The organism is Halomonas sp. CSM-2 (genome assembly GCF_002119345.1).
Lineage (GTDB): Bacteria > Pseudomonadota > Gammaproteobacteria > Pseudomonadales > Halomonadaceae > Vreelandella > Vreelandella janggokensis.
The window spans coordinates 23,665-49,484 of sequence record NZ_NBYR01000017.1; the positions used below are offsets into that span (position 1 = coordinate 23,665).

Annotated in this window: 17 protein-coding genes; 13 read left to right on the forward strand and 4 right to left on the reverse strand. The window is 62.0% G+C overall.

The features are described from left to right. The first annotated feature begins 95 nt into the window (after nucleotides 1-95). The 3 genes from B7L15_RS14905 to etfB are packed head-to-tail and all read left to right on the forward strand — an operon-like array spanning nucleotide 96 to nucleotide 4,196. A complete protein-coding gene (locus B7L15_RS14905; RefSeq protein WP_085919732.1) occupies nucleotides 96-2,111 on the forward strand; it encodes a (Fe-S)-binding protein in 2,016 nt (671 codons plus the stop codon). Next, nucleotides 2,108-3,397: an electron transfer flavoprotein subunit alpha gene (gene etfA / locus B7L15_RS14910; RefSeq protein WP_085919733.1), complete on the forward strand. Its 1,290-nt coding sequence runs from the start codon at nucleotides 2,108-2,110 to the stop codon at nucleotides 3,395-3,397. Before B7L15_RS14905 ends, etfA begins: the two co-directional genes overlap by 4 nt. Continuing rightward, nucleotides 3,387-4,196: an electron transfer flavoprotein subunit beta gene (gene etfB, locus B7L15_RS14915; RefSeq protein WP_085919734.1), complete on the forward strand. Its 810-nt coding sequence runs from the start codon at nucleotides 3,387-3,389 to the stop codon at nucleotides 4,194-4,196. Before etfA ends, etfB begins: the two co-directional genes overlap by 11 nt. Nucleotides 4,197-4,271: 75 nt before the next feature. Here etfB and B7L15_RS14920 read toward each other — a convergent pair whose 3' ends face one another. The 3 genes from B7L15_RS14920 to B7L15_RS14930 form a co-directional block, all read right to left on the reverse strand. Then, complete coding sequence (locus B7L15_RS14920; RefSeq protein WP_085919735.1) at nucleotides 4,272-5,159, reverse strand: DMT family transporter; 888 nt, start codon at nucleotides 5,157-5,159, stop codon at nucleotides 4,272-4,274. 108 nt (nucleotides 5,160-5,267) lie between these two features. Beyond that, nucleotides 5,268-7,022, reverse strand: coding sequence for a sodium:solute symporter family protein (locus B7L15_RS14925; RefSeq protein ID WP_085919780.1), 1,755 nt, complete (start codon nucleotides 7,020-7,022; stop codon nucleotides 5,268-5,270). Nucleotides 7,023-7,171: 149 nt separating this feature from the next. Further along, nucleotides 7,172-8,752 carry a BCCT family transporter gene (locus B7L15_RS14930; protein WP_085919736.1) on the reverse strand — a complete coding sequence of 527 codons (1,581 nt, stop codon included), beginning with the start codon at nucleotides 8,750-8,752 and terminating at the stop codon, nucleotides 7,172-7,174. Nucleotides 8,753-8,997: 245 nt separating this feature from the next. Between B7L15_RS14930 and fdhA the strand changes: the two genes are divergently transcribed. From fdhA to fdhF, 3 genes are all read left to right on the forward strand, one after another. Then, entirely contained in the window at nucleotides 8,998-10,188 is a 1,191-nt protein-coding gene (gene fdhA / locus B7L15_RS14935) for a formaldehyde dehydrogenase, glutathione-independent (RefSeq protein ID WP_085919737.1), read from the forward strand. A 131-nt stretch (nucleotides 10,189-10,319) separates the two neighbouring features. After that, nucleotides 10,320-12,038, forward strand: a complete 1,719-nt coding sequence (locus B7L15_RS14940) for an NADH-ubiquinone oxidoreductase-F iron-sulfur binding region domain-containing protein (protein WP_085919738.1) — start codon at nucleotides 10,320-10,322, stop codon at nucleotides 12,036-12,038. An 11-nt stretch (nucleotides 12,039-12,049) separates the two neighbouring features. Continuing rightward, nucleotides 12,050-14,905, forward strand: coding sequence for a formate dehydrogenase subunit alpha (gene fdhF / locus B7L15_RS14945; RefSeq protein WP_085919739.1), 2,856 nt, complete (start codon nucleotides 12,050-12,052; stop codon nucleotides 14,903-14,905). Between the two features lie 165 nt (nucleotides 14,906-15,070). On the opposite strand, the gene B7L15_RS14950 is transcribed toward fdhF, so the two are convergent. Beyond that, a complete protein-coding gene (locus B7L15_RS14950; RefSeq protein ID WP_066314849.1) occupies nucleotides 15,071-16,357 on the reverse strand; it encodes an aromatic ring-hydroxylating oxygenase subunit alpha in 1,287 nt (428 codons plus the stop codon). A gap of 363 nt (nucleotides 16,358-16,720) precedes the next feature. Between B7L15_RS14950 and B7L15_RS14955 the strand changes: the two genes are divergently transcribed. From B7L15_RS14955 to B7L15_RS14985, 7 genes are all read left to right on the forward strand, one after another. After that, nucleotides 16,721-17,827 carry a hybrid-cluster NAD(P)-dependent oxidoreductase gene (locus B7L15_RS14955; RefSeq protein ID WP_066314852.1) on the forward strand — a complete coding sequence of 369 codons (1,107 nt, stop codon included), beginning with the start codon at nucleotides 16,721-16,723 and terminating at the stop codon, nucleotides 17,825-17,827. Nucleotides 17,828-17,852: 25 nt separating this feature from the next. Then, nucleotides 17,853-18,887 (forward strand): GlxA family transcriptional regulator, encoded by a 1,035-nt coding sequence (locus B7L15_RS14960; protein ID WP_085919740.1) that lies wholly within the window; start codon nucleotides 17,853-17,855, stop codon nucleotides 18,885-18,887. Nucleotides 18,888-19,143: 256 nt separating this feature from the next. Further along, a complete protein-coding gene (gene glyA, locus B7L15_RS14965) occupies nucleotides 19,144-20,445 on the forward strand; it encodes a serine hydroxymethyltransferase (protein WP_085919741.1) in 1,302 nt (433 codons plus the stop codon). A gap of 25 nt (nucleotides 20,446-20,470) precedes the next feature. Then, nucleotides 20,471-21,721 carry a sarcosine oxidase subunit beta family protein gene (locus B7L15_RS14970; RefSeq protein ID WP_066314860.1) on the forward strand — a complete coding sequence of 417 codons (1,251 nt, stop codon included), beginning with the start codon at nucleotides 20,471-20,473 and terminating at the stop codon, nucleotides 21,719-21,721. A 14-nt stretch (nucleotides 21,722-21,735) separates the two neighbouring features. Next, a complete protein-coding gene (locus B7L15_RS14975) occupies nucleotides 21,736-22,095 on the forward strand; it encodes a sarcosine oxidase subunit delta (RefSeq protein WP_066314862.1) in 360 nt (119 codons plus the stop codon). Continuing rightward, nucleotides 22,092-25,142, forward strand: coding sequence for a sarcosine oxidase subunit alpha (locus tag B7L15_RS14980; protein WP_085919742.1), 3,051 nt, complete (start codon nucleotides 22,092-22,094; stop codon nucleotides 25,140-25,142). Before B7L15_RS14975 ends, B7L15_RS14980 begins: the two co-directional genes overlap by 4 nt. Further along, nucleotides 25,135-25,797 carry a sarcosine oxidase subunit gamma family protein gene (locus tag B7L15_RS14985; RefSeq protein WP_085919743.1) on the forward strand — a complete coding sequence of 221 codons (663 nt, stop codon included), beginning with the start codon at nucleotides 25,135-25,137 and terminating at the stop codon, nucleotides 25,795-25,797. Before B7L15_RS14980 ends, B7L15_RS14985 begins: the two co-directional genes overlap by 8 nt. Nucleotides 25,798-25,820 lie beyond the last annotated feature (23 nt).

The window sequence follows — 25,820 nt, forward strand, 5'->3', positions numbered from 1 at the left end:
ACAGGGATGTCAAAAGTAGCGCCCAGGGATGGGTTTACAGCGCCCTCGCAGAGGTCTGCCACCGGCGCCCAGCTGCCAAAGATGAGGTGAGCACCATGCTCGAAACGCTCTTGCCGATACTGATTTTTACTGCCCTGGCCCTGGCGGTGATCGGCGCCTTGCGCCGTATACGCCTGTGGCGTCAGGGGCGGTCGTCGCACGTTAATCTGTTCAAGGGGCTGGCGGCGTTGCCGCGCCGTTACCTGGTGGACCTGCACCATGTCGTCGCCCGCGACAAAATGATCTCCAATACCCACGTGGCCACCGCCGGTGGCTTCGTGGCCGCCGCCGTGCTGATGATCCTGGTGCATGGCCTGGGTATCGCCAACCCGCTGCTGGGTGGGTTACTGCTGCTTGCCAGTGCCTCCATGTTCGTTGGCAGCCTCTTCGTGGCGCGGCGGCGTATCAATCCTCCGGCGCGCCTCTCCAAAGGCCCCTGGATGCGCCTGCCCAAGAGCCTGATGGCGTTTTCGGTTAGCGTCTTCCTGATCACCTTGCCCACGGTGGGCCTGCTACCCGAAGGCTTGCTTGAAGGAAGCGCTAGTTGGTTCCTTGTGGTGGTGCTGGTTGGCTTAGTGGCCTGGGGCCTGGGCGAAATGTTCTTCGGCATGACCTGGGGCGGGCCCATGAAGCACGCCTTTGCAGGCGCCTTGCATCTGGCTTTCCACCGTCGGCCGGAGCGCTTTTCAACCAAGAAAGGGGGCGGCGGCCGTTCAACGGGCCTCAAGGCGCTGAACCTGGAGGACGAGGCAGCGCCACTAGGCGTGGAAAAGCCCGCCGATTTCACCTGGAATCAGCTGCTGGGATTTGATGCCTGTGTGCAGTGTGGCCGCTGCGAGGCGGCGTGTCCGGCCCTAGCTGCAGGCCAGCCGCTTAACCCCAAGAAACTGATTCAGGACATGGTCGTCGGCATGGCCGGTGGCAGTGATGCCAAATACGCTGGCACGCCTTACCCCGGCAAGCCGGTGGGTGAGCACCAAGGTACCCCCCATGGGCCGATCGTGGCCCCTGCCGCATTGCCGGAGGGGGCGTCGCTGGTGGACGCCGAGACGCTGTGGTCGTGTACGACATGCCGCGCCTGTGTCGAAGAGTGCCCGATGATGATCGAGCACGTGGATGCGATTGTCGATATGCGCCGCCACCTGACGTTAGAACGAGGCAAGACCCCCAACAAGGGCGCCGAAGTGCTCGACAATCTGATTGCCACCGACAATCTCGGCGGTTTTGATCCCGGCTCACGGCTCAACTGGGCAGCGGATCTCAACCTCCCTCGCATGGCAGACCTCCAACAGGTCGATGTGCTGTTGTGGCTGGGTGACGGCAGCTTCGATATGCGCAATCAGCGCACCCTGCGCGCACTGGTCAAGGTGCTGCGCGCCGCCGAGGTGGATTTCGCGGTCCTGGGAGACGAAGAGCGTGACAGCGGTGACGTGGCAAGGCGTCTGGGCGACGAAGCAACGTTCCAGTCCCTGGCGAAGCGCAATATTGCCACCCTTTCCAAGTACCGCTTCCAGCAGATCGTCACCTGTGACTCTCACAGCTTTCATGTGTTGGGTAACGAGTATGGCGAGCTGGGTGGCGTCTATGAGGTACGTCATCACAGCACCTTCATTGCTGAATTGTATAACGCGGGGCGGCTGGCCTTCTCGCCCTGGAAGGGCGGCAGCGTCACCTATCACGACCCCTGTTACCTGGGACGCTATAACGGAGAGTTTGAGGCGCCCCGCAACGTGCTCAAGGCGCTTGGCATCGAGGTCAAGGAGATGGAACGCTCCGGCTCCCGCTCTCGCTGCTGCGGTGGCGGTGGCGGCGCGCCGATCACCGATATCCCAGGCAAGCAGCGGATTCCCGACATGCGCATGAATGACGTCAAGGAGAGCGGTGCCGAGCTGGTCGCGGTGGGGTGCCCCCAGTGCACGGCGATGCTGGAAGGCGTGGTGGATACCAGCGCCGAGGTTCGCGATATCGCTGAACTGGTGGCGGATGCCCTGGTGGAGCGCCCCGCCGGGGAGGCGTCCGGCGCGTCCCGCCAGCCCGCTGCAACGCCGACAGCTGAAGAGGTGATCGTATGAGTGAGACTATTGGCCACAATCAGCGCCGCGATCCGCGTCGCGAGTGGATCGCCCGGAACCGTCTGCATCCCGAGCATGCCAGTGTGCTTGCCGAGATGGGCAACGGAGGCGCCAGTGAGTGGTTTGGGCCCAACGGTGTGGTGCGCAAGAACCCCCGTGCGGTCGGCTTTATCGGCCCCAATGGCATCAAGCGTATTGACCGTAGCGGCCTTCAGCAAGGCGGGCAGGCCGCCGCGACAACAGCGGCTCCTCAAGAAAGCCGCCGCACAGTGACGATTGAAGCCCCCGCCTTCCTGGTGGCCGTGGTGCCTGATCTGACCGGTGGGCGACTGTCAGGTCACGATAAGGACCTGCTGGGGCTGGCCCGGCACATGGCGGATGCCGATGGCGACCATCCCGGCGCCGTGGTGGCGATTCTGTTTGGCGAACATAAAGAAACGGCACTGGGCGACGCTGGTATTGATCGCGTTGTGCACCTGGATGACGAGGTCTACACGGGGTTTGCCCCCGAGGCGCGTCTGGCAGCCTTGAGTGCCGTAGAGCGGGAGATGACACCACGCTTCTGGCTAGTGCCCGACTCACCCCTCGGTGGCGGCGAGCAGGGGCGGCGCCTGGCCGTGCGGCTGGGCGAGCGTCCAGCGACCCAGGTCTGGCAGGTCGAGGCGGATGAACATAGCGCAACCGGATGGCGTTGTACGGCACGCGGTGCCGCCGGTACGAGCGATATTACCCGCCACCTGCCTCGCGTTGTACTGGCGCTTGCAGAATGCGCCGAGCCGGTCAGCGAGACCCGTCATGCCGCCCAGCCGGTCGAGCTGAACCAGCCTATGCCCGACGTGCTGGGACGTATCGAGGACATGGGCGAAGTCCCTGTCGATCCGGCCAGCGTGTCACTGGCAGAGGCGGAGTTCATTCTGTCGGCCGGGAATGGTGTCAAGGATTGGGAGGGCTACCACCACGCCGCCCAGATGCTCGGTGCGGCCAAGGGAGCATCACGCGTCGCCGTGGACGATGGGTTCATGGCCCGCGATCGTCAGGTAGGCGCATCGGGCACCTGGGTGTCCGCGCGCGTCTATGTGGCGGTGGGCATCTCGGGGGCCATACAGCATCTTCAGGGTATTCAGACCTGCGATAAGGTCGTCGCTATCAACCTGGACGAGCGGTGCGATATGGTCAAGCGCGCCGATCTTGCCGTCATCGGCGACGCCAGCGAAATTCTCGCCGCGCTGGTCGCACGTGTCGAGCGTTATCGAGAACAGCAGCAGGAGAATCGCGATGCCGCCTAACGTCAACACATTGAATAACGCTGGTCTCAGCGTTGCCGTTCTGGTGTCGGTGGGGCGTCATCCGCTGACCGCGCGGGCGCGGCGTGCTGACCATGATGCTCGTGCGGTGGAAATGGCGCTGTCCCTGGGTGATGCCAGCGTTCAACTCATGCATGCAGGCGATGGTGGTGAAGCCTGCGAGGACGCCATGCGTGGCTATCTGGGGATGGGCATCAGCAGGGTCAAACGCATTCAGCAGGACCCGGATGCCGACGTCGTTCCGGCCTTGGCCAACATACTGCGGTTCGCCGCGCCGCAACTGGTGCTGACGGGAACGCGCGCCGAGACGGGAGAGGGCTCGGGTCTGGTGCCCTATCTGCTGGCCGAGACACTCGGCTGGACGGTGGTCAGTGGCCTGGCGGAAATTGAAAGCATCGAGCAGGGTGTCGCCACGGTGCTGCAGGCCCTGCCACGGGGCAAACGCCGCCGCCTGAAGGTACGCTTACCGGCCATCGCCACGGTGGATAGCAGTGCCCCGGCCGCGCGCCAGAGCGCCTTCGGCCCGGCGCGACGCGGTGAGTTGGCGGATTGTGCCTGCGCCAGCGTGACCGATGAACTGCAAACCCAGTGGCGTGTGCAGCCCGCACGCAAGCGGCCCAAACGGCTAAAAATCGTCAAGTCAGCCTCGGCGCGTGACCGTTTCAAGGCAGCGGCGGCCAAGGCCGACAGCGGCGGCGGGCAACTGTTGAACGATGTGACACCTGAACAAGGCGCCGAGGCGGTTTTTACGCTACTCAAGGAGGAAGGCGTGCTGCGTTGAGGTTTCTTTATCTCACAGCATTCAATCGCCTTTTAAGCTCGCCCTCCGCGGCGGGCTTTTTAATGGCGTTACTGGCTATTTGCCAATCAATCCCGGATACAGCTGAAGGCGCTGCCTTTCCAGGTGCAAGCCGCGCCAGGCGTGCAGCACCAGCACCGTGATCACGACCGCCCCTCCCATGAGCGTCGATACACCAGGCGTCTCGCCCAATAGCCACCAGACCCAGAGCGTGCCCAGTGCGGTTTCGACCAGATAGAACAGCGCCACCTCAGTCGACGGCAGGTAGCGGGTGGCGCTGTTGATCAGCACCGTTGCCAAGGGCATCTGTATCAGTCCCATTACTGCCAGTACGCCATAGCGCTCAGCGTCCAGGGTCAGCGGCGACGCCATGGGCAGGGCAATCGCCGCCGAGAGCAGCCCGCCACCGGCAATCACCGTCATGGGGTCAATCGCTGGATAGCGGCGCAGCAGCGTCAAGTTGCCACCGATGGCCGCCGCTGCCGCCAGGGCGTAGAGGTTGCCGGCCAGCATTCCCATGGCCCCTTTCCCCATGAACACCAGGCCCATGCCCAGCATGCAGACTGCAATAGCCACCAGGGTTCGCAGCGCGACGCTTTCGCCCAGGAAGATCCGCGAAAAAAGCGCGGCAAACAGCGGCGCGGTACTCAGGATCACCACCACGTTGGCCACGTTGGCGTTCATGACCGCCAGCACAAACAGACTGGATATCAGCCCCAGCAGCAGCGCCGAGGCCAGAGAGGAAAACGGGTGGCGGTTCAGCGTCGTCAGCCGTTTGGCTGACCAGCACAATACTCCCAGCACGCAGAACATCAATAAGCCGCGCCAGAACACGATGGTCCAGCCGTCGGTGCGCGCCAGGCGTATCAGCAATCCGTCGAAGCTGAGGCACACCACACCCAGCACTACCATGACGAGGCCGCGCTGATAACGACGTGTCTGCATTGTCCGACTCCTGGCTGTGAATAAAAAGATAACCGCCCACCGATCAGGTGGGCGGTTGGGGGATTCATGGCGGGCCAATGAACATGGACTCGCCAGATTTTCCCGTGTCTAGGAGGTGGTGTCGGCTGTCACCGTATGCGCCGCAGCGGCGCGATGGGGGCGGGGACGCACCACGCGATAGCCGACGGCGCCGGCAAGCAGCAGCATGCCGCCGCAGCCGACCGCCAGCAGGTAGCCGCCCTGCACCGCGCCGGATGAGAGCCCGAAGCGCTCGGCGTAGCCTGCCAGGGTGACCGCGTATTGTTGCCATAAAAATACCCCGATAGCGACCCCGGAGAGCATGGTGCATAGCGCGATCCAGCGGGTACCGGACACCCAGCCGCTCAGCGCTCGGGCATCGAACTCGTGCAGGAAGGCCCGATAGTCGGCCTCGGACGGGCTGACGCGGGTCAAGGCGGATGCCAGTGCGATGGCCGCCAGCGCCATCAGCGTGCTCAGCAGTACCGGGTGCAGGTATACCGGCAGGCTGACCCACTCGGCCTGTACTATCAGCGACAGGATCAGGTTGCCGACAAAACCGACCGCCAGGCCCCAGCTGGCGCCCGCAGCGGTAATCCGCTGACTCCAGATGCTCATCAGAGCCACCGGCCCCCAGGAGGAGGCAAACAACGTGGCGGCAAACCAGACCACCGCCATGACCGCCGGCGGCTGGAAGAGTGCCAGCAGCAGCGCGATCAGTCCTGCTGCAAGCACGGCGATACGGCTCTTGCGCAGGGCCGATTTTTCGTCCAGCGACGCGGGCAGAATATCGTTGGACAGGCTAAAGCCGATGATCGACAGGAACGTCGAGCAGGATGACAGCCCGGCCGCGAATACTCCCGTCAGAATGACCACTCCCAGCCAGGCGGGCAGGATATTGAGCGCCACCCAGACCATGGAACGTTCGGGGTCGAGGGTTGGGTCGTAGAGATTGATTGCCGCACCGGTCATCATCATCAGCGCATAGAAGACACCGAGCGCCACCGCCGTCAGCATGGCCGAGCGCATCACCACGTGCTCGTTACGCGCCATCAGGTAGCGGCTCGACTGCCAGGGGCTGGCCGCCAGCACCGCCGCCCAGACAAGGCCCAGGGTCAATCCCCAGACAAGCGCTTCGCCGGGGGAGGAGAAGCTGGCGTTAGGTCCTTCGATCACCCCATGCCATAGGGCAATGCCGGGCTTGTCGGTCTGGGTCAGCAGGCCTTCAACCACGCCGCTCCAGCCGCCCAGGTCCTGGATCACGTAGAGCGACCCGCCCACTGCAGCCAGCGAGAAGATCACGAACATGATGGTATCGGTGAGCATCACGCCGGGCGAGCCCGAATACAGAATAAAGCCGGTATAGGTCGCCCATACCAGCACCAGGCCCACCCAATAGGGCATGCCGGTCAGCTCGGCGAACATGATGCCCGCGCCCTGCATGACACCCAGCAGGTACGCCCCCAGGCCGATGACCGTGGTGAGCCCGGCAATGACTTGTACGCGCCGCGAGGCAAAGCGCTTGCCAAAAAACTCCGGCACGGTCTTGGCACCGCTGCGGCGCAGGTAACGGCCGAACACCAAGGCGCCCAGCAGGCAGCCTGAGGTGCTCACCGCCGCAAAAATCAGCATGACGAACGGATAACCCTGGTAGGCAAAGCCCGTTTCGCCGAGAAAGGCGCTGGTGCTCAAGTAGCTGGCCACCAGCGTACCCAGGATAAAAAAGGTGGGCGCATTGCGGCCGGCGACCAGGTAGTCATCCAGTCCCTTGACGCGCCGCCCGGCCAGATGCCCGATGACAAAATAGCCGACCAGGCTCAACAGAATTGCGATGGTATAAATCATGAGCATAACCATGGGGTTGTTAACATTGTGACGTCATGGTGCAGCGCTTTGTCGGCGCGCTCATTGTTGCCAGCGGCACCCAATGCAGCAATTACGACACGAAAAAAGGGCGCCATGATAATGGCGCCCCGATAACAGCGCTGTGCTGATCAGCGGGCGGGGGTGGGCACGGCGTTGAGCTCGCGCCACTCCTTGTGAAGCCCCATGTAAAGGCTGAAACACATTGCCAGCAGCACCAGCGTGAAGGGCAGGCCGGTGGCGACGGCGCCAGCCTGCAGCGCGCTCAGCGCGGTGTTGCCGCCGCCGTATAGCAGCACGCCGGCGATTACGCCTTCAAGCGTGGCCCAGAATACCCGCTGGCCCTTGGGCGCATCGGTCTTGCCGCCCGCGGTAATGTTGTCGATCACCAGTGAGCCGGAGTCCGACGAGGTAATGAAGAACACCAGCACCAGAATGATCGCCAGCGTCGAGGTGATGCTGGTCAGGGGCAACTGCTCCAGCATGTGGAACATGGCAAGCGAGACGTCGCCAATGCCGTTAGCCAGCTCGCCCACGCCGTTTGCAGCCTGGAAAAGTGCCGTGCCGCCAAAGGCGCTCATCCATACCAGGGTGACCACTGTGGGCACCAGCAGCACCGCGATCAGGAACTCGCGCACTGTGCGTCCCCGGGAAACCCGGGCGATGAACATGCCGACGAAAGGAGACCAGGAAATCCACCAAGCCCAATAGAAGACGGTCCAGCCGTGGTACCAGGTATCGTCCTCGCGGCCAATCCAGTTCGACAGCGGCAGCAAGTGGCCCACGTAGTCCAGCGCCGTGGTGCCAATCCCCGTCAGAATCATCAGGGTCGGCCCCGCTACCACCACAAACAGCAGCAGCACCGCCGCGATGACCATGTTGATATTCGAAAACAACTTAACGCCACCGTCGATACCCCGCCATACCGAGATCAGCGCAATTACCGTGACTGCGACGATAATTGCCAGCTGGGTACCGATGGTGTTGGGAGTGTCGAACAGGTAGGCAAGCCCACCAGCGGCCTGGGTGGCGCCAAACCCCAGCGAGGTGGCCAGGCCGAAGATGGTAGCCAGCACGGCAAAGATGTCGATGATATGGCCCGCCCAGCCCCGCGTCCGCTCGCCCAGTATCGGGTAGAAGGCGGAACGCAGCGTCAGCGGCATGCCCTTGTTATAAGCGAAGAAGGCCAGTGACAGGGCGACCACGCCGTAGATTGCCCAGGGGTGCAGACCCCAGTGGAACATGGTCGCGCCCATGGCGGCGCTGGCACCCTCCGGGGTCCCCGCCGGTGCATTCAGGGGGGTGCCGTACCAGTCGGTGTAGTAGGCCACCGGTTCGGCCACGCTCCAGAACATCAGGCCGATGCCCATGCCCGCCGCAAACAGCATGGCGAACCAGGAAGCGAGCGAGTATTCCGGCTTGGCGTCCTTGCCGCCCAGGCGAATCCGGCCAAGCGGCAGGCAGATCAGCACGAGGCAGAATACGACAAAGATATTGCCCGCGATCATGAACAGCCAGTCGAAGTGCTCGATCGACCAGTTCTTGGCAAGCCCCAGGTGACTGTTGGCAGCATCCGGGTAGATCAACGCATACAGAATGAAGGCCAGAATGGCCAGCGCCGACAGCGGGAAAACGGGATTGTGAAAATCCAGCCCCATTATTTGAGTGTTGTCCTGTCCGGGCGACAGGACCGGGTCGTCATTGTTGTTCATCAGGGTTCCTTGGTTGCTCTTGTTAGGCGTCGGGTATGAGCCAAGCATCGCCGACGCAACGAATTGTTGGCCCTGTTCAAGAACAATAGTGTCGCCAAAGCGACCTCTATCTATCCATTCTGACGGGGATGTCTTGAATAGATATGTGAATGCCTTTGTTGGGTAAGTCCCAGGGTGCGGAGGAGATAGGCTGACAAAGCGCAATTCACCCTATAGAGCAGAATAATAATCCACAGGAGCCAGCCATGAATGCAGCCAATCGCGGAGTCGTCTACAAAGGGCCGGGCGAGGTCGCCGTCGAATCCATTGCCTATCCTGAGCTTGCTCTAGGCAATCGCAAGTGTGAGCACGGCGTGATTCTCAAGGTCGTCACCACCAATATCTGCGGCAGCGACCAGCATATGGTACGCGGCCGTACCACTGCCCAGCCTGGCCTGGTACTTGGCCACGAGATCACCGGCATGGTGGTCGAGGCCGGTCGCGACGTTGAATTTATCAAGCCGGGCGACCTGGTCTCGGTGCCGTTCAATATTGCCTGTGGCCGCTGCCGCAACTGCAAGTCCGGCCAGACCGGGATCTGCCTCAACGTCAATCCATCGCGTCCTGGCGCCGCCTACGGCTACGTGGACATGGGCGGCTGGGTCGGCGGTCAGACCGAATACGTCATGGTCCCCTATGCCGACTTTAACCTGCTGAAATTCCCGGACGCCGATCAGGCCATGGAGAAGATCAAGGACCTGACCCTGCTTTCCGATATCTTCCCCACCGGCTTCCACGGCTGCGTGACCGCCGGTGTCGGTCCGGGCAGCACCGTCTATATCGCCGGTGCGGGGCCCGTCGGGTTGGCGGCGGCGGTGTCCGCCCAACTGCTGGGCGCGGCCTGTGTGATCGTCGGCGACATGATCGAAGAGCGCCTGGCCCAGGCCCGCAGCTTCGGCTGCGAGACCATCGACCTGACCCAGGACGGCGACATGGCCGACAAGATCGAGGTGATTCTCGGCGAGCGTGAGGTCGATGCCTTTGTCGACTGCGTCGGCTTCGAAGCGCACGCCTGTGGCTGCAACCATGGTAAAGAAGCGCCTGCCACGGTGCTCAACTCGGCGATGTCGCTGACCCGCGCGGGCGGCCAGATCGGCATTCCCGGCCTCTACGTGACCGAAGACCCCGGTTCGGAAGACGAGGCGGCCAAGCAGGGTGCCCTGAGCATGCGCTTCGGTCTCGGCTGGGCCAAGTCCCACAGTTTCCATACCGGTCAGTGTCCGGTAATGAAGTACCATCGCCCGCTGATGCAGGCTATTCTGTTTGGCAAGGTCAACATCGCCGATGCGGTCAATGTCCAGATGATCAACCTGGATCAGGCGCCCCAGGGCTATGCTGACTTTGACGGCGGTGCTGCCAAGAAATTCGTCATTGATCCCCATGGCAGCGTAGCCTGATAGCTGAGCAACCGCCTAGCAACGCCTGCCCCCGTCGAAGGGCAGGCTAGTGAGATCCTGGATGGCGCCCTGCGGGGTGCCGTCTTCGTTCCTCCGTTAAAAAAAGCCGTAGAGCTAATAATGAGTGACCAATGACCGTCCAGACCGTGACTCCAAAGCGTCCCTTCCGCGGCAAGCCCCGCGGCCGTGAGCTCGAGCCCCTCCGCCTTGAGGGGTTGCGCGACCTGCTGGGCGACGAGCGCCAGGACGACACGCTGCGCCGCCGCGACCTGCTGATCGAGCATCTTCACGTCATTCAGGATGCTCGGGGCCATCTGCTGCTGGCGGATCTGCGCGCCCTGGCGACCTACATGAACCTGCCCATGGCCGCCGTCTACGAGACGGCTACCTTCTACGCCCACTTCGACGTCATCCATGACGACCAGCAGGTGCCGCCCGCGGTGACCATCCGCGTCTGCGATTCCCTGTCCTGTCAGTTGGCCGGTGCCGAGGCGCTCAAGGCACAGCTGGAAGCCGACGTGGATGTCGATCAGGTGCGGGTGCTGCGGGCGCCCTGCATGGGCCGTTGCGACACCGCACCGGTGGCCGAGGTGGGGCACTATCATGTGCCGTTCGCCACCCAGGCGCGCGTCGCGTCGGTGATCGAGGAGGCTCACTTTCATCCGGCCCCCATCGACTGGCAACGACTCGACGACTATCGCCGCGAAGACGGTTTCGCCCTGCTGCAAGCCTGTCGCGAGGGCGAGGTCACGGTGGAGGCGCTGATGGACGCGATGCAGCAGGCCAATCTGCGCGGCCTGGGCGGCGCGGGGTTCCCGACCTTCAAGAAGTGGTACTTCGTGCGCCAGGAGGCCGGTCCCCGTTACTGCGCCATCAACGCCGACGAGGGTGAACCCGGCACCTTCAAGGACCGTTATTACCTGGAACGCTCGCCGCACCAGTTTCTGGAAGGGGCCCTGGTCAGCGCCTGGGCGGTCGACGCCGAGGCGCTGTATATCTACCTGCGCGATGAATACCCGGCCCTGCATGGTGTGCTGCGTGAGGCGATTGGCGAGCTCGAGGCGGCGGGCCTGGTGGCGCCTGGCTATATCGTGCTGCGCCGCGGCGCTGGGGCTTACATCTGCGGTGAAGAGTCGGCGATGATCGAGTCTCTGGAAGGCAAGCCGGGCAAGCCCCGCCACCGCCCGCCGTTTGTTGCCCAGCGCGGGCTCTTCGACCAGCCGACCCTGGTCAATAACGTCGAGACCGTTTACTGGATCCCCATGATCTGGCAACGCGGTGCGGAGGCCTTCGCAAGCCAGGGTCGCCATGGCCGGGTGGGGGTGCGCAGCTTCTCGGTCTCGGGCAGGGTCAAGCATCCCGGCGTGTATCTGGCACCGGCGGGGATCACCTTAAGCGAGCTGATTGACGAGTATTGCGGCGGCATGGCCGACGGCCATCGACTGGTGGCCTATCTACCCGGCGGCGCCTCGGGCGGCATTCTACCCGCGGCCAAGGCCGATATCCCCCTCGACTTCGACACCCTCCAGGAGCACGGCTGTTTCATCGGCTCCGCCGCGGTGATCGTGCTTTCCGACCAGGACGATCTGCGCGGGGCCGCGACCAATCTGCTGGCGTTCTTTGCCGACGAGTCCTGTGGTCAGTGCACGCCTTGCCGGGTGGGCACGGAAAAAATGCTCACCTTGCTCGAACGCAACGAGTGGGACGCCGGGCTGATGACGCAACTCTCCCAGGTGATGGTGGACGCCTCTATCTGCGGGCTTGGCCAGGCGGCGCCCAATCCGGTGCTTGGGCTGCTCAAGGATTTCCGCGGTGAACTTGCCGACCAGAACGTCATCGTCAAGGGATAAAGGAGGCCAGCATGAGCGAACAGAACGCCAACAACCGCTTTACCCTGACGCTGGACGGCGTTGAGGTCAGCGCATACTCCGGCGAAAGCCTCTGGCAGGTCGCCAAGCGCGCCGGCGAGACCATTCCCCACCTGTGTTTCAAGGACGCCAGCGGCTACCGCGCTGACGGTAACTGCCGCGCCTGCATGGTGGAAATCGAGGGCGAGCGGGCGCTGGCCGCCAGCTGTCTGCGCGAAGCAGCGCCCGGCATGGTGGTCAATAGCGCCAACTCCGAGCGCGCGCATACCGCCCGCAAGATGGTCATGGAAATGCTGGTGGTCGACCAGCCCGAGCGGGAAGCGAGCCCCGACCGTGCCAGCCACTTCTGGGACATGGCCGACCAGTTGGCCATCGATGCCACCGCGGTGCGCCGCAAGTTGCCCAGGCGCGACGAGCGCGAGGCGCCCACCGTGCACCATGTGGCGTCCCGGGCGGACAGCCTGGTGCAGGACAGCAGCCACTCCGCCATGCGCGTCAATCTTGACGCCTGCATCGAGTGCAACCTGTGCGTGCGCGCCTGCCGGGAGGTTCAGGTCAACGACGTCATCGGCCTGGCGAACCGCGGCGCGGCCTCGAAGATCGTCTTCGACTTCGACGACCCCATGGGGGATAGCACCTGCGTGGCCTGTGGCGAGTGCGTTCAGGCCTGCCCCACCGGCGCGCTGATGCCTGCCACCGTGGTCGATGAGGCAGGCCGCGGTGATTCTACCGCCGCCGACCACAAGGTCGATTCGGTGTGCCCCTATTGCGGAGTGGGCTGTCAGCTCACCTACCATATCAAGGACGACGAGATCCTGTATGTGGAGGGCCGCGAAGGCCCCTCCAACCAGAACCGATTATGTGTCAAAGGGCGCTTCGGCTACGACTATCCGCGCCATCCATCGCGGCTTGTTACCCCGCTGATTCGTCGCGAGGGCGTGGCCAAGGGCATCGACCCGGACTTCGACCCCGCCCAGCCCCTGACGCATTTCCGCGAGGCGAGCTGGGACGAAGCCCTGGAAATCGCCGCCGGCGGGCTTGTGGATCTTAAAACGGCCCATGGCCCTGACGCCCTGGCCGGTTTCGGCAGCGCCAAGTGCTCCAACGAAGAGGCGTGGCTGTTCCAGAAGCTGGTGCGTACCGGCTTTGGTTCCAACCACGTGGATCACTGTACCCGTTTGTGTCACGCAAGCTCAGTGGCGGCATTGATGGAATGCATCGGTTCAGGCTCGGTCACCGCCTCCTTCATGCAGGCCGAGCAGGCCAACGTGGTAATCCTTACCGGCTGCAACCCGGCGGTGAACCACCCGGTGGCGGCCACTTTCTTCAAGCAGGCCGCCAAGCGCGGCACCAAGATCGTGATCCTTGACCCTCGCGGTCAGTCACTGGATGCCTATGCCCACCTGAGCGTGCGCTTTTCGCCGGGGGCCGACGTGGCCCTGTTCAACGCCATGCTCAATGTGGTGATCAGCGAGGGGCTGTATGACGCGGCCTATATCGCCGAGCATACCGAAGGCTTCGAGGCGCTTAAAACGCACACTGTGGACATGACCCCGGAAGCGATGAGCGGGCTGTGTGGGGTCGAGCCCGAGACCATCCGCGAGGTTGCCAGGCTCTACGCCAACGCCGAGCGGGCGATGATCTTCTGGGGCATGGGCATTTCCCAACATACCCATGGTACCGACAACGCCCGCTGTCTGATTTCGCTGGCCCTGGCCTGTGGTCAGACCGGGCGCCCCGGCACCGGCCTGCACCCATTACGTGGGCAGAACAATGTTCAGGGCGCATCTGATGCGGGCCTGATTCCCATGGTGATGCCCGACTACCAGCCGGTCAGCGATGCCCAGGTTCGCGCCGCCTTCGAGGAGCTGTGGAATACCGAGCTCGACCCGGCGCCGGGCCTCACCGTGGTGGAAATCATGGACGCCATTGCCGCAGGCACCATTCGCGGCATGTATATCCAGGGCGAAAACCCGGCGATGTCCGACCCGGACCTCGACCACGCGCGGGCCGCCCTGGCCAAGCTGGAGCACCTGGTGGTGCAGGACCTCTTCGTCACCGAGACCGCCCAGTTTGCCGATGTCATCCTGCCGGCCTCCGCCTGGCCCGAGAAGGACGGTACCGTCACCAACACCAATCGTCAGGTCCAGATGGGGCGTGCGGCCCTGCCGCTGCCCGGCCAGGCCAAGCCGGACTGGTGGATCATCCAGGAAATCGCCAAGCGCTTCGGTCTGGGCTGGAATTACCAGCATCCAAAGGACGTCTTCGCCGAGATGAAACAGGGCATGGCCTCACTCGACCATATTTCCTGGGCGCGGCTGGAGCGCGAGCAGTCGGTGACCTACCCCTGCCCGGCGGAAGACGCGCCGGGGCACGACGTGGTCTTCAGCGATGCGTTTCCCACCGCCAGCGGTCGGGCGACATTTGCACCCACGCGCCCACTGCCCCCGGATGAGCCGGTGGACAACGACTACCCGACAGTATTGACCACCGGGCGTCAGTTGGAGCACTGGCATACCGGTTCCATGACCCGGCGTGCCAAGGTGCTCGACGACCTGGAGCCGGAAGCCGTGGCCAGCCTGGCGCCCGCTGAGTTTATCCGACTGGGTATTGCCCCGGGCGATGATTTGACCATCGCCACCCGGCGAGGATCCATCACCCTCAAGGCGAGAACCGACCCGGGCATGCCCGAGGGCATGGTCTTCGTGCCCTTCTGTTATGGCGAAGCGGCGGCAAACCTACTCACCAATCCGGCGCTGGACCCGTTTGGGAAAATTCCCGAATTCAAGTATGCCGCCTGCCGGTTGAGCCGCTCGGAAATGCCGACCCCGGAAGAGGTGGGCGTTTAGAGGAAGGAACCCTGCGATTGCCAAGGAAGGCAGTGCGGAGAGTCGACGAACAGACAACGGAGTTGCATTGTTTACGGCGGTCGACGTGACAGAGTGGACAGCCACACACACGCAACGGGCCCGCATTGGCGGGCCCGTTGCGTTACCGGCATTTGGCGGTGCTGCTTAGCCTTGCGCCAGCTTCAGTGAGGGGGCGTCATGCTCCAGATTCTCGAGCATGCGCTTGGCGTACCAGTCGACAAAGTCGATAACGCCAAATTCGTAAGTCTCGGAGTAGGGGCCGGGCTGGTAGGCTTTGGAGTTGATGCCGCGCTGGTTCTCCTCGGCGAGTTGACGATCCTGGTCGTTGGTGGCATCCCACACGCGGCGAAGCTCTTCAGGATCGTAGTCCACACCCTCTTCGGCGTCCTTGTGCACCAGCCATTTGGTGGTCACCATGGTCTGCTGCGGGCCAAGCGGCAACACGCGGAACACGACGGCGTGGTCGCCCATGAAGTGGTTCCATGAGTTGGGCAGGTGCAGAATGCGCAGGGATCCCATGTCGGGGCTTTTCAGGCGGCCCATCAGCTTCTTGCAGCCGGGCTGGCCGTCCATGGTCATCGACACGATGCCATCCAGCAGCGGCGTGCGGGTCAGGCGGTTCTGCTGGCCAACGCGCGTCAGTTGGTAGGGCACCTGCTCCTTATCCCAGTCGGCCTGTTTGCGTGCCACCAGCGCCTTGTAGGCCGGCGTGGCGCGGGGGTCGTCGGTGTCATCAAATTCCTGCAAAGAGTTCAGCAGCTCAGGGTGAGCCCCGTTGCAGTGATAGCACTCGCGGTTGTTTTCAATCACCAGCTTCCAGTTGGCTTGCTCGACGATGCTGGACTCCGTGGCGACCTTGACGTTGTCCATCTGGTACGGCTCCAGGTAATGCTCAAGCGTTTCCAGAAACTCGTCAATGGCGGGCGGTTCCTCGTTTAAGTTGATAAAGATGAAGCCTCCCGCCGTGCGGGCATGGACCGGCTTGAGGCCAAACTGATCAAGGTTGAAGTCGCTACCCATATCGCTGCCGGCGAAGAGCAAGCGTCCATCAAGCTCGTAGGTCCACTGGTGGTAGGGGCAAACCAGTTTTGCCACCTTGCCCTTGTCCTTTGTGCAGAGCCGCGAACCGCGGTGGCGGCAGACATTGTGGAACGCATGAATCGTTCCCTCACTGCCGCGCACGATGACGATCGGGTTATCACCGATGTCCAGCGTCATGAAGTTACCCTTGGTCGGTATCTCGCATGTCATGCCGGCGAACAGCCACTCTTTCTCGAAAATTTCCTGCATATCAAGCGCGAACAGGCGGGCATCGTTATAAAAAGGCTGCGGTAGCGAAAAGGTGCGCTCTCTTGTCTGCAGCATCTCGGCCGTTGACTCACGAGCCGCGGCAAGTGGGTCGTCCATCATAGTTAAAACACGTTGTTCCATACCAGTATCCTCGTAAACCACTGCTTCCCCCTCGAGGGCTGCGAGTCGGCCGTTAGTCAAGATTGCTCAATCTTGTTGTTCTGTCGCGTAACCTGGCGCTTTGTTAATACCCGACCTGCATCGAGTGACAGATTGTGTGGCAGGCACCTCCCTGCCAGTTATCCAGCCGCGACATCAGGTGATGTAGTGACGACTAAAAAGGTGGTTTGCAGACGATAAAGAGTGTCACGAGGTAAGCGCGCGTCGCTGTCAGGTAAGTCGGTTAGCAGGCGCGTCCCCAAAATGCAGCTCAACGGTACTGGCTGCATGAAGAATGCGGTCCGGTGATGCATAGCGATGAAGGCTGGTCAGGCAGAGGCGACAATGACAACTAACTACTTCAACCCGGTCACGACCCAAACCTGGACCAACGGTCGGCATCAGGTACGTTGCGTGAAGGTGATCCAGGAAACCCAGGATGTACGCACGTTCTGCTTTATGGCCGAACAGCCTGTGCTGTTCTTCTTCAAGCCGGGGCAGTTCGTGACGCTGGAGCTCGAGATCGACAATGAGTCGGTCATGCGCTCTTATACGATCTCCAGCTCGCCGTCCATTCCTTACAGCTTTTCGATCACCGTCAAGCAGATTCCGGGGGGCAAGGTATCCAATTGGCTGCATGCCAATTTAAAGGTCGGCGACGAACTGGTCGTGCATGGGCCGGTCGGCGATTTCAACTCGATCGATTATCCCGCCGAGAAAGTGCTGTTTCTTTCGGGCGGCGTCGGCATTACCCCGTTGATGTCGATGACGCGCTGGCTGTTCGACACCAATGCCAGCGTCGATGTTGAATTTGTGCATAGCGCCCGGGCCCCCCGCGATGTGATTTACCATCGCGAGCTGGTGCATATGTTTTCGCGCATCCCTGAGTTCAAGCTGCATATCATTTGCGAGAGCAAAGAGGATATCGGCGAAGCCTGGGCGGGCTACCGTGGCTATCTCACCCAGCCGCTGTTCGAGCTGATGGTGCCGGACTTCATGGAAAGGGAGATCTTTTGTTGCGGCCCTCCCCCCTACATGAATGCCATCAAGAACATTCTTCGTGCCAACAACTTTGACATGAATCACTACCACGAGGAGTTGTTTGGCGCCACGCCACTTGATGTCCGTGAGGATGTGCGCGAGCTGGCCGAGCAGGCAGAGGTCGAAGCCGAGAATGTCGACACCAGTGACTTGCACAGCATCGAATTCGCGTCTTCAGGCAAAAGTGTCCGCATCCAGCCCGAAGAGACGGTTCACTCGGCAGCAGCCAAGCTTGGGCTGCATATTCCCAAAGCCTGTGGCATGGGGATTTGCGGCACTTGTCGAGTCGCACTCAAGTCGGGCGAAGTGGAAATGGAGCATAACGGAGGGATTACCGAAGAGGACATTGAAGATGGCTACATCCTGTCTTGCTGCAGTCGTCCGAAGGGCAATTTAATCGTGGATTTTTAGTGGCACATGATAGGTGTATTCGCTGATGACGACGCTGTTGAATAAGCCGCTGGCCATTGGGTTTGTGCTCTTGCACCGCTTTACGCTCTTTCCTTTTGCCGCCTTCGTCGACTGCCTGCGCCTGGCCGCCGACGAAGGTGACCGGAGTCGCCAGCTACGTTGCCACTGGAACTTCATGACCAGCGGTGGACAGGCAGCACTCTCCAGTTGTGGCGCGACGATCTCGCCCTGTGAGACGTTTCGCGATCCCGGTGAGTTTGACTACATCGTGGTTATTGGTGGCGTCCAGGAGGAACAGGACGCCACGGATAGCGTTGCTCTCGCCTACCTTCGCCAGGCGGCCAGCGTGGGGGTGCCATTGATAGGCGTGTGTACTGGCGTATTCGCCCTGATTCAAGCCGGCTTAATGACGGGGCGTCGCTGTTGTATCAGTTGGTATCACCATCGCGACATGCATCATCGTTTTCCTGATACGGAACCTGTTGCGGATCGTCTGTTCATCGACGATGGCGACAGGATTACCTGTGCAGGGGGAGCCGCAGCGGCGGATCTGGCGGGCTACCTGGTGGAAAAACATCTGGGTAAGGCGTGGGCGATGAAAAGCCTGAACATCATGCTGCTTGATGAAGCCCGCAAAGGCGCCCACCCCCAACCGCAACCCGTCGTATTCGGCAAGGTTGACGACCGACTGGTACGCCGCGCCATCGCTGTGCTTGAACAGCACCTCGGAGAAATCATCTCGATGGATGAGCTGGCCGGGCGGGTGGGCACCTCCCGTCGCAACCTGGAGCGTCGCTTCAGTGACGTTCTGGGCGTTGGCCCCCAGAAATTTGCACGGGATTTGCGCCTTCGGTACGGCGCCTGGTTGCTGCATTACACCGGCAAAAGTATCACCGAGATAGGTGAGCGCTGCGGCTTCGCCGATACGGCCCATTTCTCACGTCATTTCCGTAGTGCCTTCAGCATGACGCCGTCGGAAATGCGCAAACGTGCTAGCTCGCCTGGCAATGATCAGGTTGATCCTTTCTTTCTTCATATTGATAGCCGTCTGGCGGTCTGAGATGGCTTTTTCAGGCTTTCTGGGAAGCCCTCCAAAACCGTCTTTCGAACAATGGGTCGGTGTTTCCCGTTCCAGGCGTTCATGAAATATGTCGCATTTGTTCAATTTATTTCAGCGGGCTTTGCGTATTAATAGTAGACAGCGAAAGCACTGGCATACCCGGGACGGGGAGCCATGGGGACCCCGGCTCAACCGGCCGTAAATTCAGCAACCAGATCGTCCATGTCGCAGCTGCCGATAACAACAGGAGACTTTTATGAACCCTTCCACACTTGCCAACTTCGATTCCCAGATTTCGGCGGCCATCGCTGATGAGGTAGCGCGTCAGGAAGCGCATATCGAACTGATTGCCTCCGAGAACTATGCCAGCCGGGCGGTGATCGAGGCGCAGGGCACGGTGCTCACCAATAAATATGCCGAGGGCTACCCGGGTAAGCGCTACTACGGTGGCTGCGAACATGTGGATGTGGTCGAACAGCTGGCGATCAGTCGTGCCTGCGATCTGTTTGGTGCTGAGTATGCCAATGTTCAGCCACACTCCGGTGCCCAGGCCAATGCCGCGGTTTTCATGGCGCTCATCAAGCCCGGCGATACGGTGTTGGGCATGAGCCTGGCCCATGGGGGGCACTTGACCCACGGTGCCGCCCCCAATTTTTCCGGCAAGCATTACCATGCCGTGCAGTACGGTCTGATTCCGGAAACTGGCGAAATCGACTATGCCGAAGTTGAGCGCCTGGCACGTGAGCACCAACCGAAGATGATCATTGCCGGCTTCTCGGCGTATTCGCGGGTCGTCGACTGGCGTCGTTTCCGCACCATTGCCGACGAAGTCGGTGCCTGGCTGATGGTCGACATGGCCCATGTCGCTGGCCTGGTGGCTGCCGGTCATTACCCGAGCCCGGTTCCCTACGCTCATGTCGTCACGACGACCACGCATAAGACCTTGCGCGGCCCAAGGGGCGGGCTGATTCTTTCCGATCACGGCGACGCCGCACTGTATAAAAAGCTCAATGGTGCCGTCTTCCCGGGCCAGCAGGGTGGCCCGTTAATGCATGTGATCGCCGCTAAAGCGGTCGCCTTCAAAGAGGCGATGAGCCAGGACTTTGTGCAATACCAGCAGCGTGTGATCGGAAACGCCCGTGCCATGGCGAATGTGTTCATGGAGCGCGGCTTTGATGTGATCTCCGGCGGTACCGATGATCACCTCTTCCTGTTGTCGCTGATCAAGCAGGGCGTCACCGGCAAAGACGCGGATGCGGCCCTGGGCCGGGCGCATATCACCGTCAATAAGAACGCCGTGCCCAACGACCCGGAAAGCCCCTTCGTCACCTCGGGGCTGCGTATCGGCACACCCGCCGCGACATCGCGTGGTTTCGATGAAGCGGAGTGTGCGGAACTGGCCGGCTGGATCTGCGACATTCTCGATGTGCTGGCCGAGCGCGGCAACACAGACGCCGTGGAAAGCGAAGTGCGTGACAAGGTCGCCGCGTTGTGCGAGCGCCACCCGGTTTATGGCGAGAGCCGCGAACCCCAAGTAGCGGCCGAGACGGCGCTGTAACGCCATTACGAATCAGGAGACAACCATGCAACGTTATTCAGGATTCGGGCTGGCCAAGCACGCGCTGAGCCATCATGAAAACTGGGAGCGCCAGTGGCGTAACCCCACCCCCAAAAAGCAGTACGACGTGGTGATTGTCGGCGGTGGCGGCCACGGCCTGGCCACGGCCTACTACCTTGCCAAGGAGCACGGGATTACCAATGTCGCCGTGGTCGAGAAAGGTTGGCTGGGTGGCGGTAATACCGCGCGTAACACCACCATCGTGCGTTCCAATTATTTGTGGGATGAGTCGGCGGCGCTCTACGAGCACTCCATGAAACTGTGGGAAGGGCTATCCCAGGATCTCAACTACAACGTGATGTTCTCCCAGCGTGGGGTGATGAACCTGGCCCACACGCTCCAGGACATGCGCGATGTACAGCGCCGGGTCAACGCCAACCGCCTGAACGGTATCGATAGCGAGGTGCTCACGCCGGAGCAGATCCAGGCCATCGTGCCGGTGATGGACTGCTCGAAAAACGCCCGTTACCCCATCCTGGGCGCCTCATGGCAGCCGAGGGCCGGCGTGGCACGCCATGACGCGGTGGCCTGGGGCTTTGCCCGGGCGGCGGATGCGCTGGGCGTGGATATTCTGCAGAACACCGAGGTAACCGGCTTCAAGATTCGCGATGGCCGTATCTATGGCGTGCATACCAATCGCGGTGATATCGAAGCGAAAACCGTGGGCTGCGTGGCCGCGGGCAATTCGGGCGTACTCGCCAAGATGGCAGGCTTCAGGCTGCCGCTGGAATCTCACCCCTTGCAGGCCCTGGTGTCTGAACCGCTCAAGCCGGTGCTGGACACGGTGGTGATGTCCAACCATGTGCATGGTTATATCAGCCAGACCGACAAGGGCGACCTGGTCATTGGTGCGGGCATCGACGGCTACAACGGTTACGGTCAGCGTGGTAGCTACCCAACCGTCGAGCACACGTTACAGGCGGTGATCGAGATGTTCCCCATCTTTTCGCGGGTGCGCATGAACCGCCAATGGGGCGGCATTGTGGATACCTGCCCGGATGCGTGCCCGATTCTGTCCGCCACACCGGTCAAGGGGCTTTACTTCAACTGTGGCTGGGGCACCGGCGGCTTCAAGGCCACGCCGGGATCAGGCCATGTATTCGCCTGGACGTTGGCGAAAAACCAGGCGCATCCCATTGCGGCGCCGTTCTCTATCAATCGCTTCCACACCGGTGCGCTGGTGGACGAGCACGGCGCCGCCGGCGTGGCCCACTAATCGGAGTCAGTACCATGTTGCATATTTACTGCCCCTATTGCGAAGAGCTCCGCGAAGAAGAGGAGTTTCATCCCAAGGGCCAAGCCCACATCACACGGCCTGCAGACCCCGACGCCTGCAGCGATGAAGAGTGGGGCGACTATCTGTTTTTCCGTGATAACCCGCGCGGCATCCACCATGAAATGTGGGTGCACGCCATCGGCTGTCGCAAGTTCTTCAATGTCACCCGTAATACGGTGACCTACGAGATTCTTGAGACTTACCCCATGGGCGAACAGCCACACTTTACGGCGGAGTACCCCGAGGGCAAGCCCGCTGATCAGCTCAATGACGCACAACAAGAGCCGTCGCGCCAGGAAGGAGTTCACGTATGAGCCAGTCGCTGAAACAGCCGAATCGTGTTCGCGAAGGGGGGCGAATTGATCGCGCCCAAACGTTGAGCTTTACCTTCAATGGCAAGCAATACCAGGGCCATGCAGGTGATACCCTGGCCTCGGCGCTGCTCGCCAACGGGGTGAACATCGTCAACCGCAGCTTCAAGTATTCACGGCCCCGGGGGATCGTCGCAGCGGGGGCTGAAGAGCCCAATGCACTGGTGCAGTTAGGCAGCACTGAAGCCGCCCAGGTGCCCAACGTGCGTGCCACGCAACAAGCCCTTTTCGATGGCCTGGTGGCGCGCAGTACCAACGGTTGGCCGAACGTCCAGCGGGATGTCATGAGCCTGGTCGGCAAGCTTGGCGGGCAGTTTATGCCGCCGGGGTTCTACTACAAGACGTTCATGGCCCCCGCCTCCATGTGGATGACTTACGAGAAGGTCATCCGGAAAGGCGCGGGGCTTGGTCGCAGCCCGATGGAGCGCGATCCGGATCATTACGATCACCTCAACCAGCATTGCGATCTGCTGGTCGTGGGTGCCGGTCCGGCAGGGTTGTCCGCGGCGCTGACGGCGGCGCGAAGCGGTGCCCGAGTGATTCTGTGCGATGAACAGGAGGAAATGGGTGGTTCGCTGCTCGATAGCCGCGAACAGCTCGATGGCCAACCGGCCAATCACTGGGTCGAGGGCGTTGTGAACGAGCTTGCCCAGATGGCAAACGTCACCCTGCTGCCGCGTACCACGGCGAATGGTTACCACGACCATCACTTTGTCACGCTGCATGAGCGGCGCACCGAGCACCTTGGCGAGACCGCGCCGCTCACCGATGGGCAGCGCCCGAGCCGTTCGCGCATGCATCGCGTGCGGGCCGGGCAAGTGCTGCTGGCGACAGGTGCCCATGAACGGCCTCTGGTGTATGGCAATAACGATGTGCCGGGCAACATAACCGCTGGCGCGGTGTCCACCTACATCCGCCGCTATGGCGTGGTGCCCGGCAACAAGCTGGTGCTTTCGACCACCAACGATTACGCCTACCGCGCGGCCCTGGACTGGCTCGATGCCGGCCGTGAAGTGGTCGCCATTGTCGATGCCCGCAAGGCCCCGGAAGGTGACCTGGTCGAGCAAGCCCGGGTGCGCGGTGTGCGCATTATCGAAGGCGCCGCGGTGCTGGAAGCGAAGGGCAGCGACCGGGTGACCGGCGCCCGCGTCGCCACCATCGATGCAGAAGCCTTCAAGGTGACCGGCGCCTCAGACACCTTGTCGTGCGACACCATCGCCAGCTCCGGCGGCTATAGCCCGGCGATTCACCTGGCGTCGCATACCGGGGCACGGCCGACCTGGAACGACGAGATTCTTGGTTTTGTGCCCAGCCTGGTCAAAGGCGTGCATGCGGCGGGCAGCGTGCGGGGCTTTCATCAGCTCGCGGATGGCCTGGCAAATGGCTGTTCCGCAGCGGTTGAGGCGCTATCGGCGCTGGGCTTTGCGGCAACGCCTGTCGAGCTGCCAAAGGTCAACACTTACCGGCAGGGTGCTGCCTGCGCTTTGTACCAGGTGCCCCATGAAAAGCCGACACTGCGCGGTCCCAAGCAGTTCGTGGATATGCAGAACGACGTGACGGCGGCAGCGATCGAGCTGGCGACACGCGAAGGGTTTGAATCCATCGAGCACGTCAAGCGCTATACCGCGATGGGCTTTGGCACCGACCAGGGCAAGCTTGGCAATATCAACGGGATGGCGATTGCGGCACGTTGCCTGGGTAAAACCATCCCGGAAGTGGGTACTACCGTGTTCCGGCCCAACTATACGCCGGTGACCTTTGGTGCCATTGTGGGCCGTCACTGCCGTGACCTCTTTGACCCCGAGCGCTATACCGCCATGCACCAGTGGCATGTCGAACAGGGCGCCGAGTTTGAAGAGGTGGGGCAATGGAAGCGCCCCTGGTACTTCCCGCGAACCGTCAATGGCAAAACGGAATCGATGCACGACGCCGTGGCCAGAGAGTGCCTGGCGGTCCGCCAGGGGGTCGGCATTCTGGATGCCTCGACGCTGGGCAAGATCGATATCCAGGGCCCGGATGCCCGCGAGTTCCTGGGGCGGGTTTACACCAACAAGTGGGCCAAGCTGGCGCCAGGGCGGGTCCGTTACGGCCTGATGTGCAAAGACGACGGCATGCTGATGGATGATGGTACCACCAGTTGCCTGGGCGAGAACCACTTCCTGATGACCACCACCACCGGCGGTGCAGCGGGTGTGATGGAGTGGCTGGAGCTGTGGCACCAGACCGAATGGCCAGACCTCCAGGTGTATTTCAATTCGGTGACTGACCACTGGGCGACGATCACAGTCACCGGCCCTGAGGCACGCAAGCTGCTTGCCGAGATCACTGATATCGACCTGGATCGCGAGACCTTCAAATTCATGGACTGGCGCGAAGGCACGGTGGCCGATGTTCCCGCCCGGGTCTTCCGTATCTCCTTCACGGGCGAGCTGTCCTTCGAGATCAATGTGCAAGCCAACTATGCGCTGCATGTCTGGAAGACGCTGTTCGCGCATGGCGAAAAATACGATCTGACCCCCTACGGTACCGAGACCATGCACGTGCTCCGGGCTGAGAAGGGACTGATCATTGCAGGGCAAGAGACGGATGGCTCGGTCACGCCGGAAGATCTCGGCATGCAGTGGGCGGTGGGCTACGACAAGCCTTTCCCGTGGATCGGCAAGCGAGCCCTGACCCGTTCGGATACGCGGCGCGTGGATCGCAAGCAGATGGTCGGGCTTATGCCCAAGGACCCCTCGGTGGTGCTGGAAGAGGGCGCACAGATCGTGTTTGACCCTGATCACGCCATCCCCATGCCGATGGTGGGCCATGTAACGTCCAGCTATTACAGCCCGATACTCGAAAGCGGCTTTGCACTGGCGGTGGTCAAAGGCGGGCATCAGCGGATGGGCGAGATCGTCTATTTGCCGATGGTCGATGGCAAGACCCATGCCGCCGAAATTGTCAGCCCCGTCTTTTACGACCCCAAGGGAGAGCGCCAGCATGTCTGAACATACGTCTGCAAACACGGCGACCGGTATCAATATGTACGATGTTCGTCCTACCACCGAGGTGCCGGCGGAATCCCCGTTGGCCTGGTCGTACCGCCGCACGGGGCGCCCCAATGTTTCACAGCGCAGCCGCGTGGTGATCCGTGAGCGTGCCATGTTAGGCCATGTGGTGCTGCGCGGCGGTGCCATTGTGCTTGATGAAGCGGTCCGGCAGGTGCTCGGCTTTGGCCTGCCGGCACGCCCCAATACCCTCAGCCAGGATCAAAGCGGCGAGCGCTCTGCCCAGTGGCTCTCGCCGGACGAGTGGCTGGTCATCGTCCCCGGTGGCGAAGAGTTTTCCCTGGAAGCCAACCTGCGCGAGATGCTGGGCGACGCCCACTATGCCATCGTCAACGTCAGCGGTGGTCAGACGCTGCTTGAGCTTGAAGGCGAGGCCGCCACTGAGCTTCTGATGAAGGCGACGCCTTACGATGTGCATCCGGCGGGATTCCCCGTTGGCAAGGGCGTCACCACGGTCTTTGCCAAAAGTAACCTGATCCTGCGGCGTCCTGCCGAGGACCGCTGGGAGCTGGTATTGCGCCGCAGCTTTGCCGATTACCTGTATCGCTGGCTGCTGGATGCGGGCGAAGAGTATGCCATCGGCGTCGATGACTGATGAGTGGAGGCCGACCAGTGTCG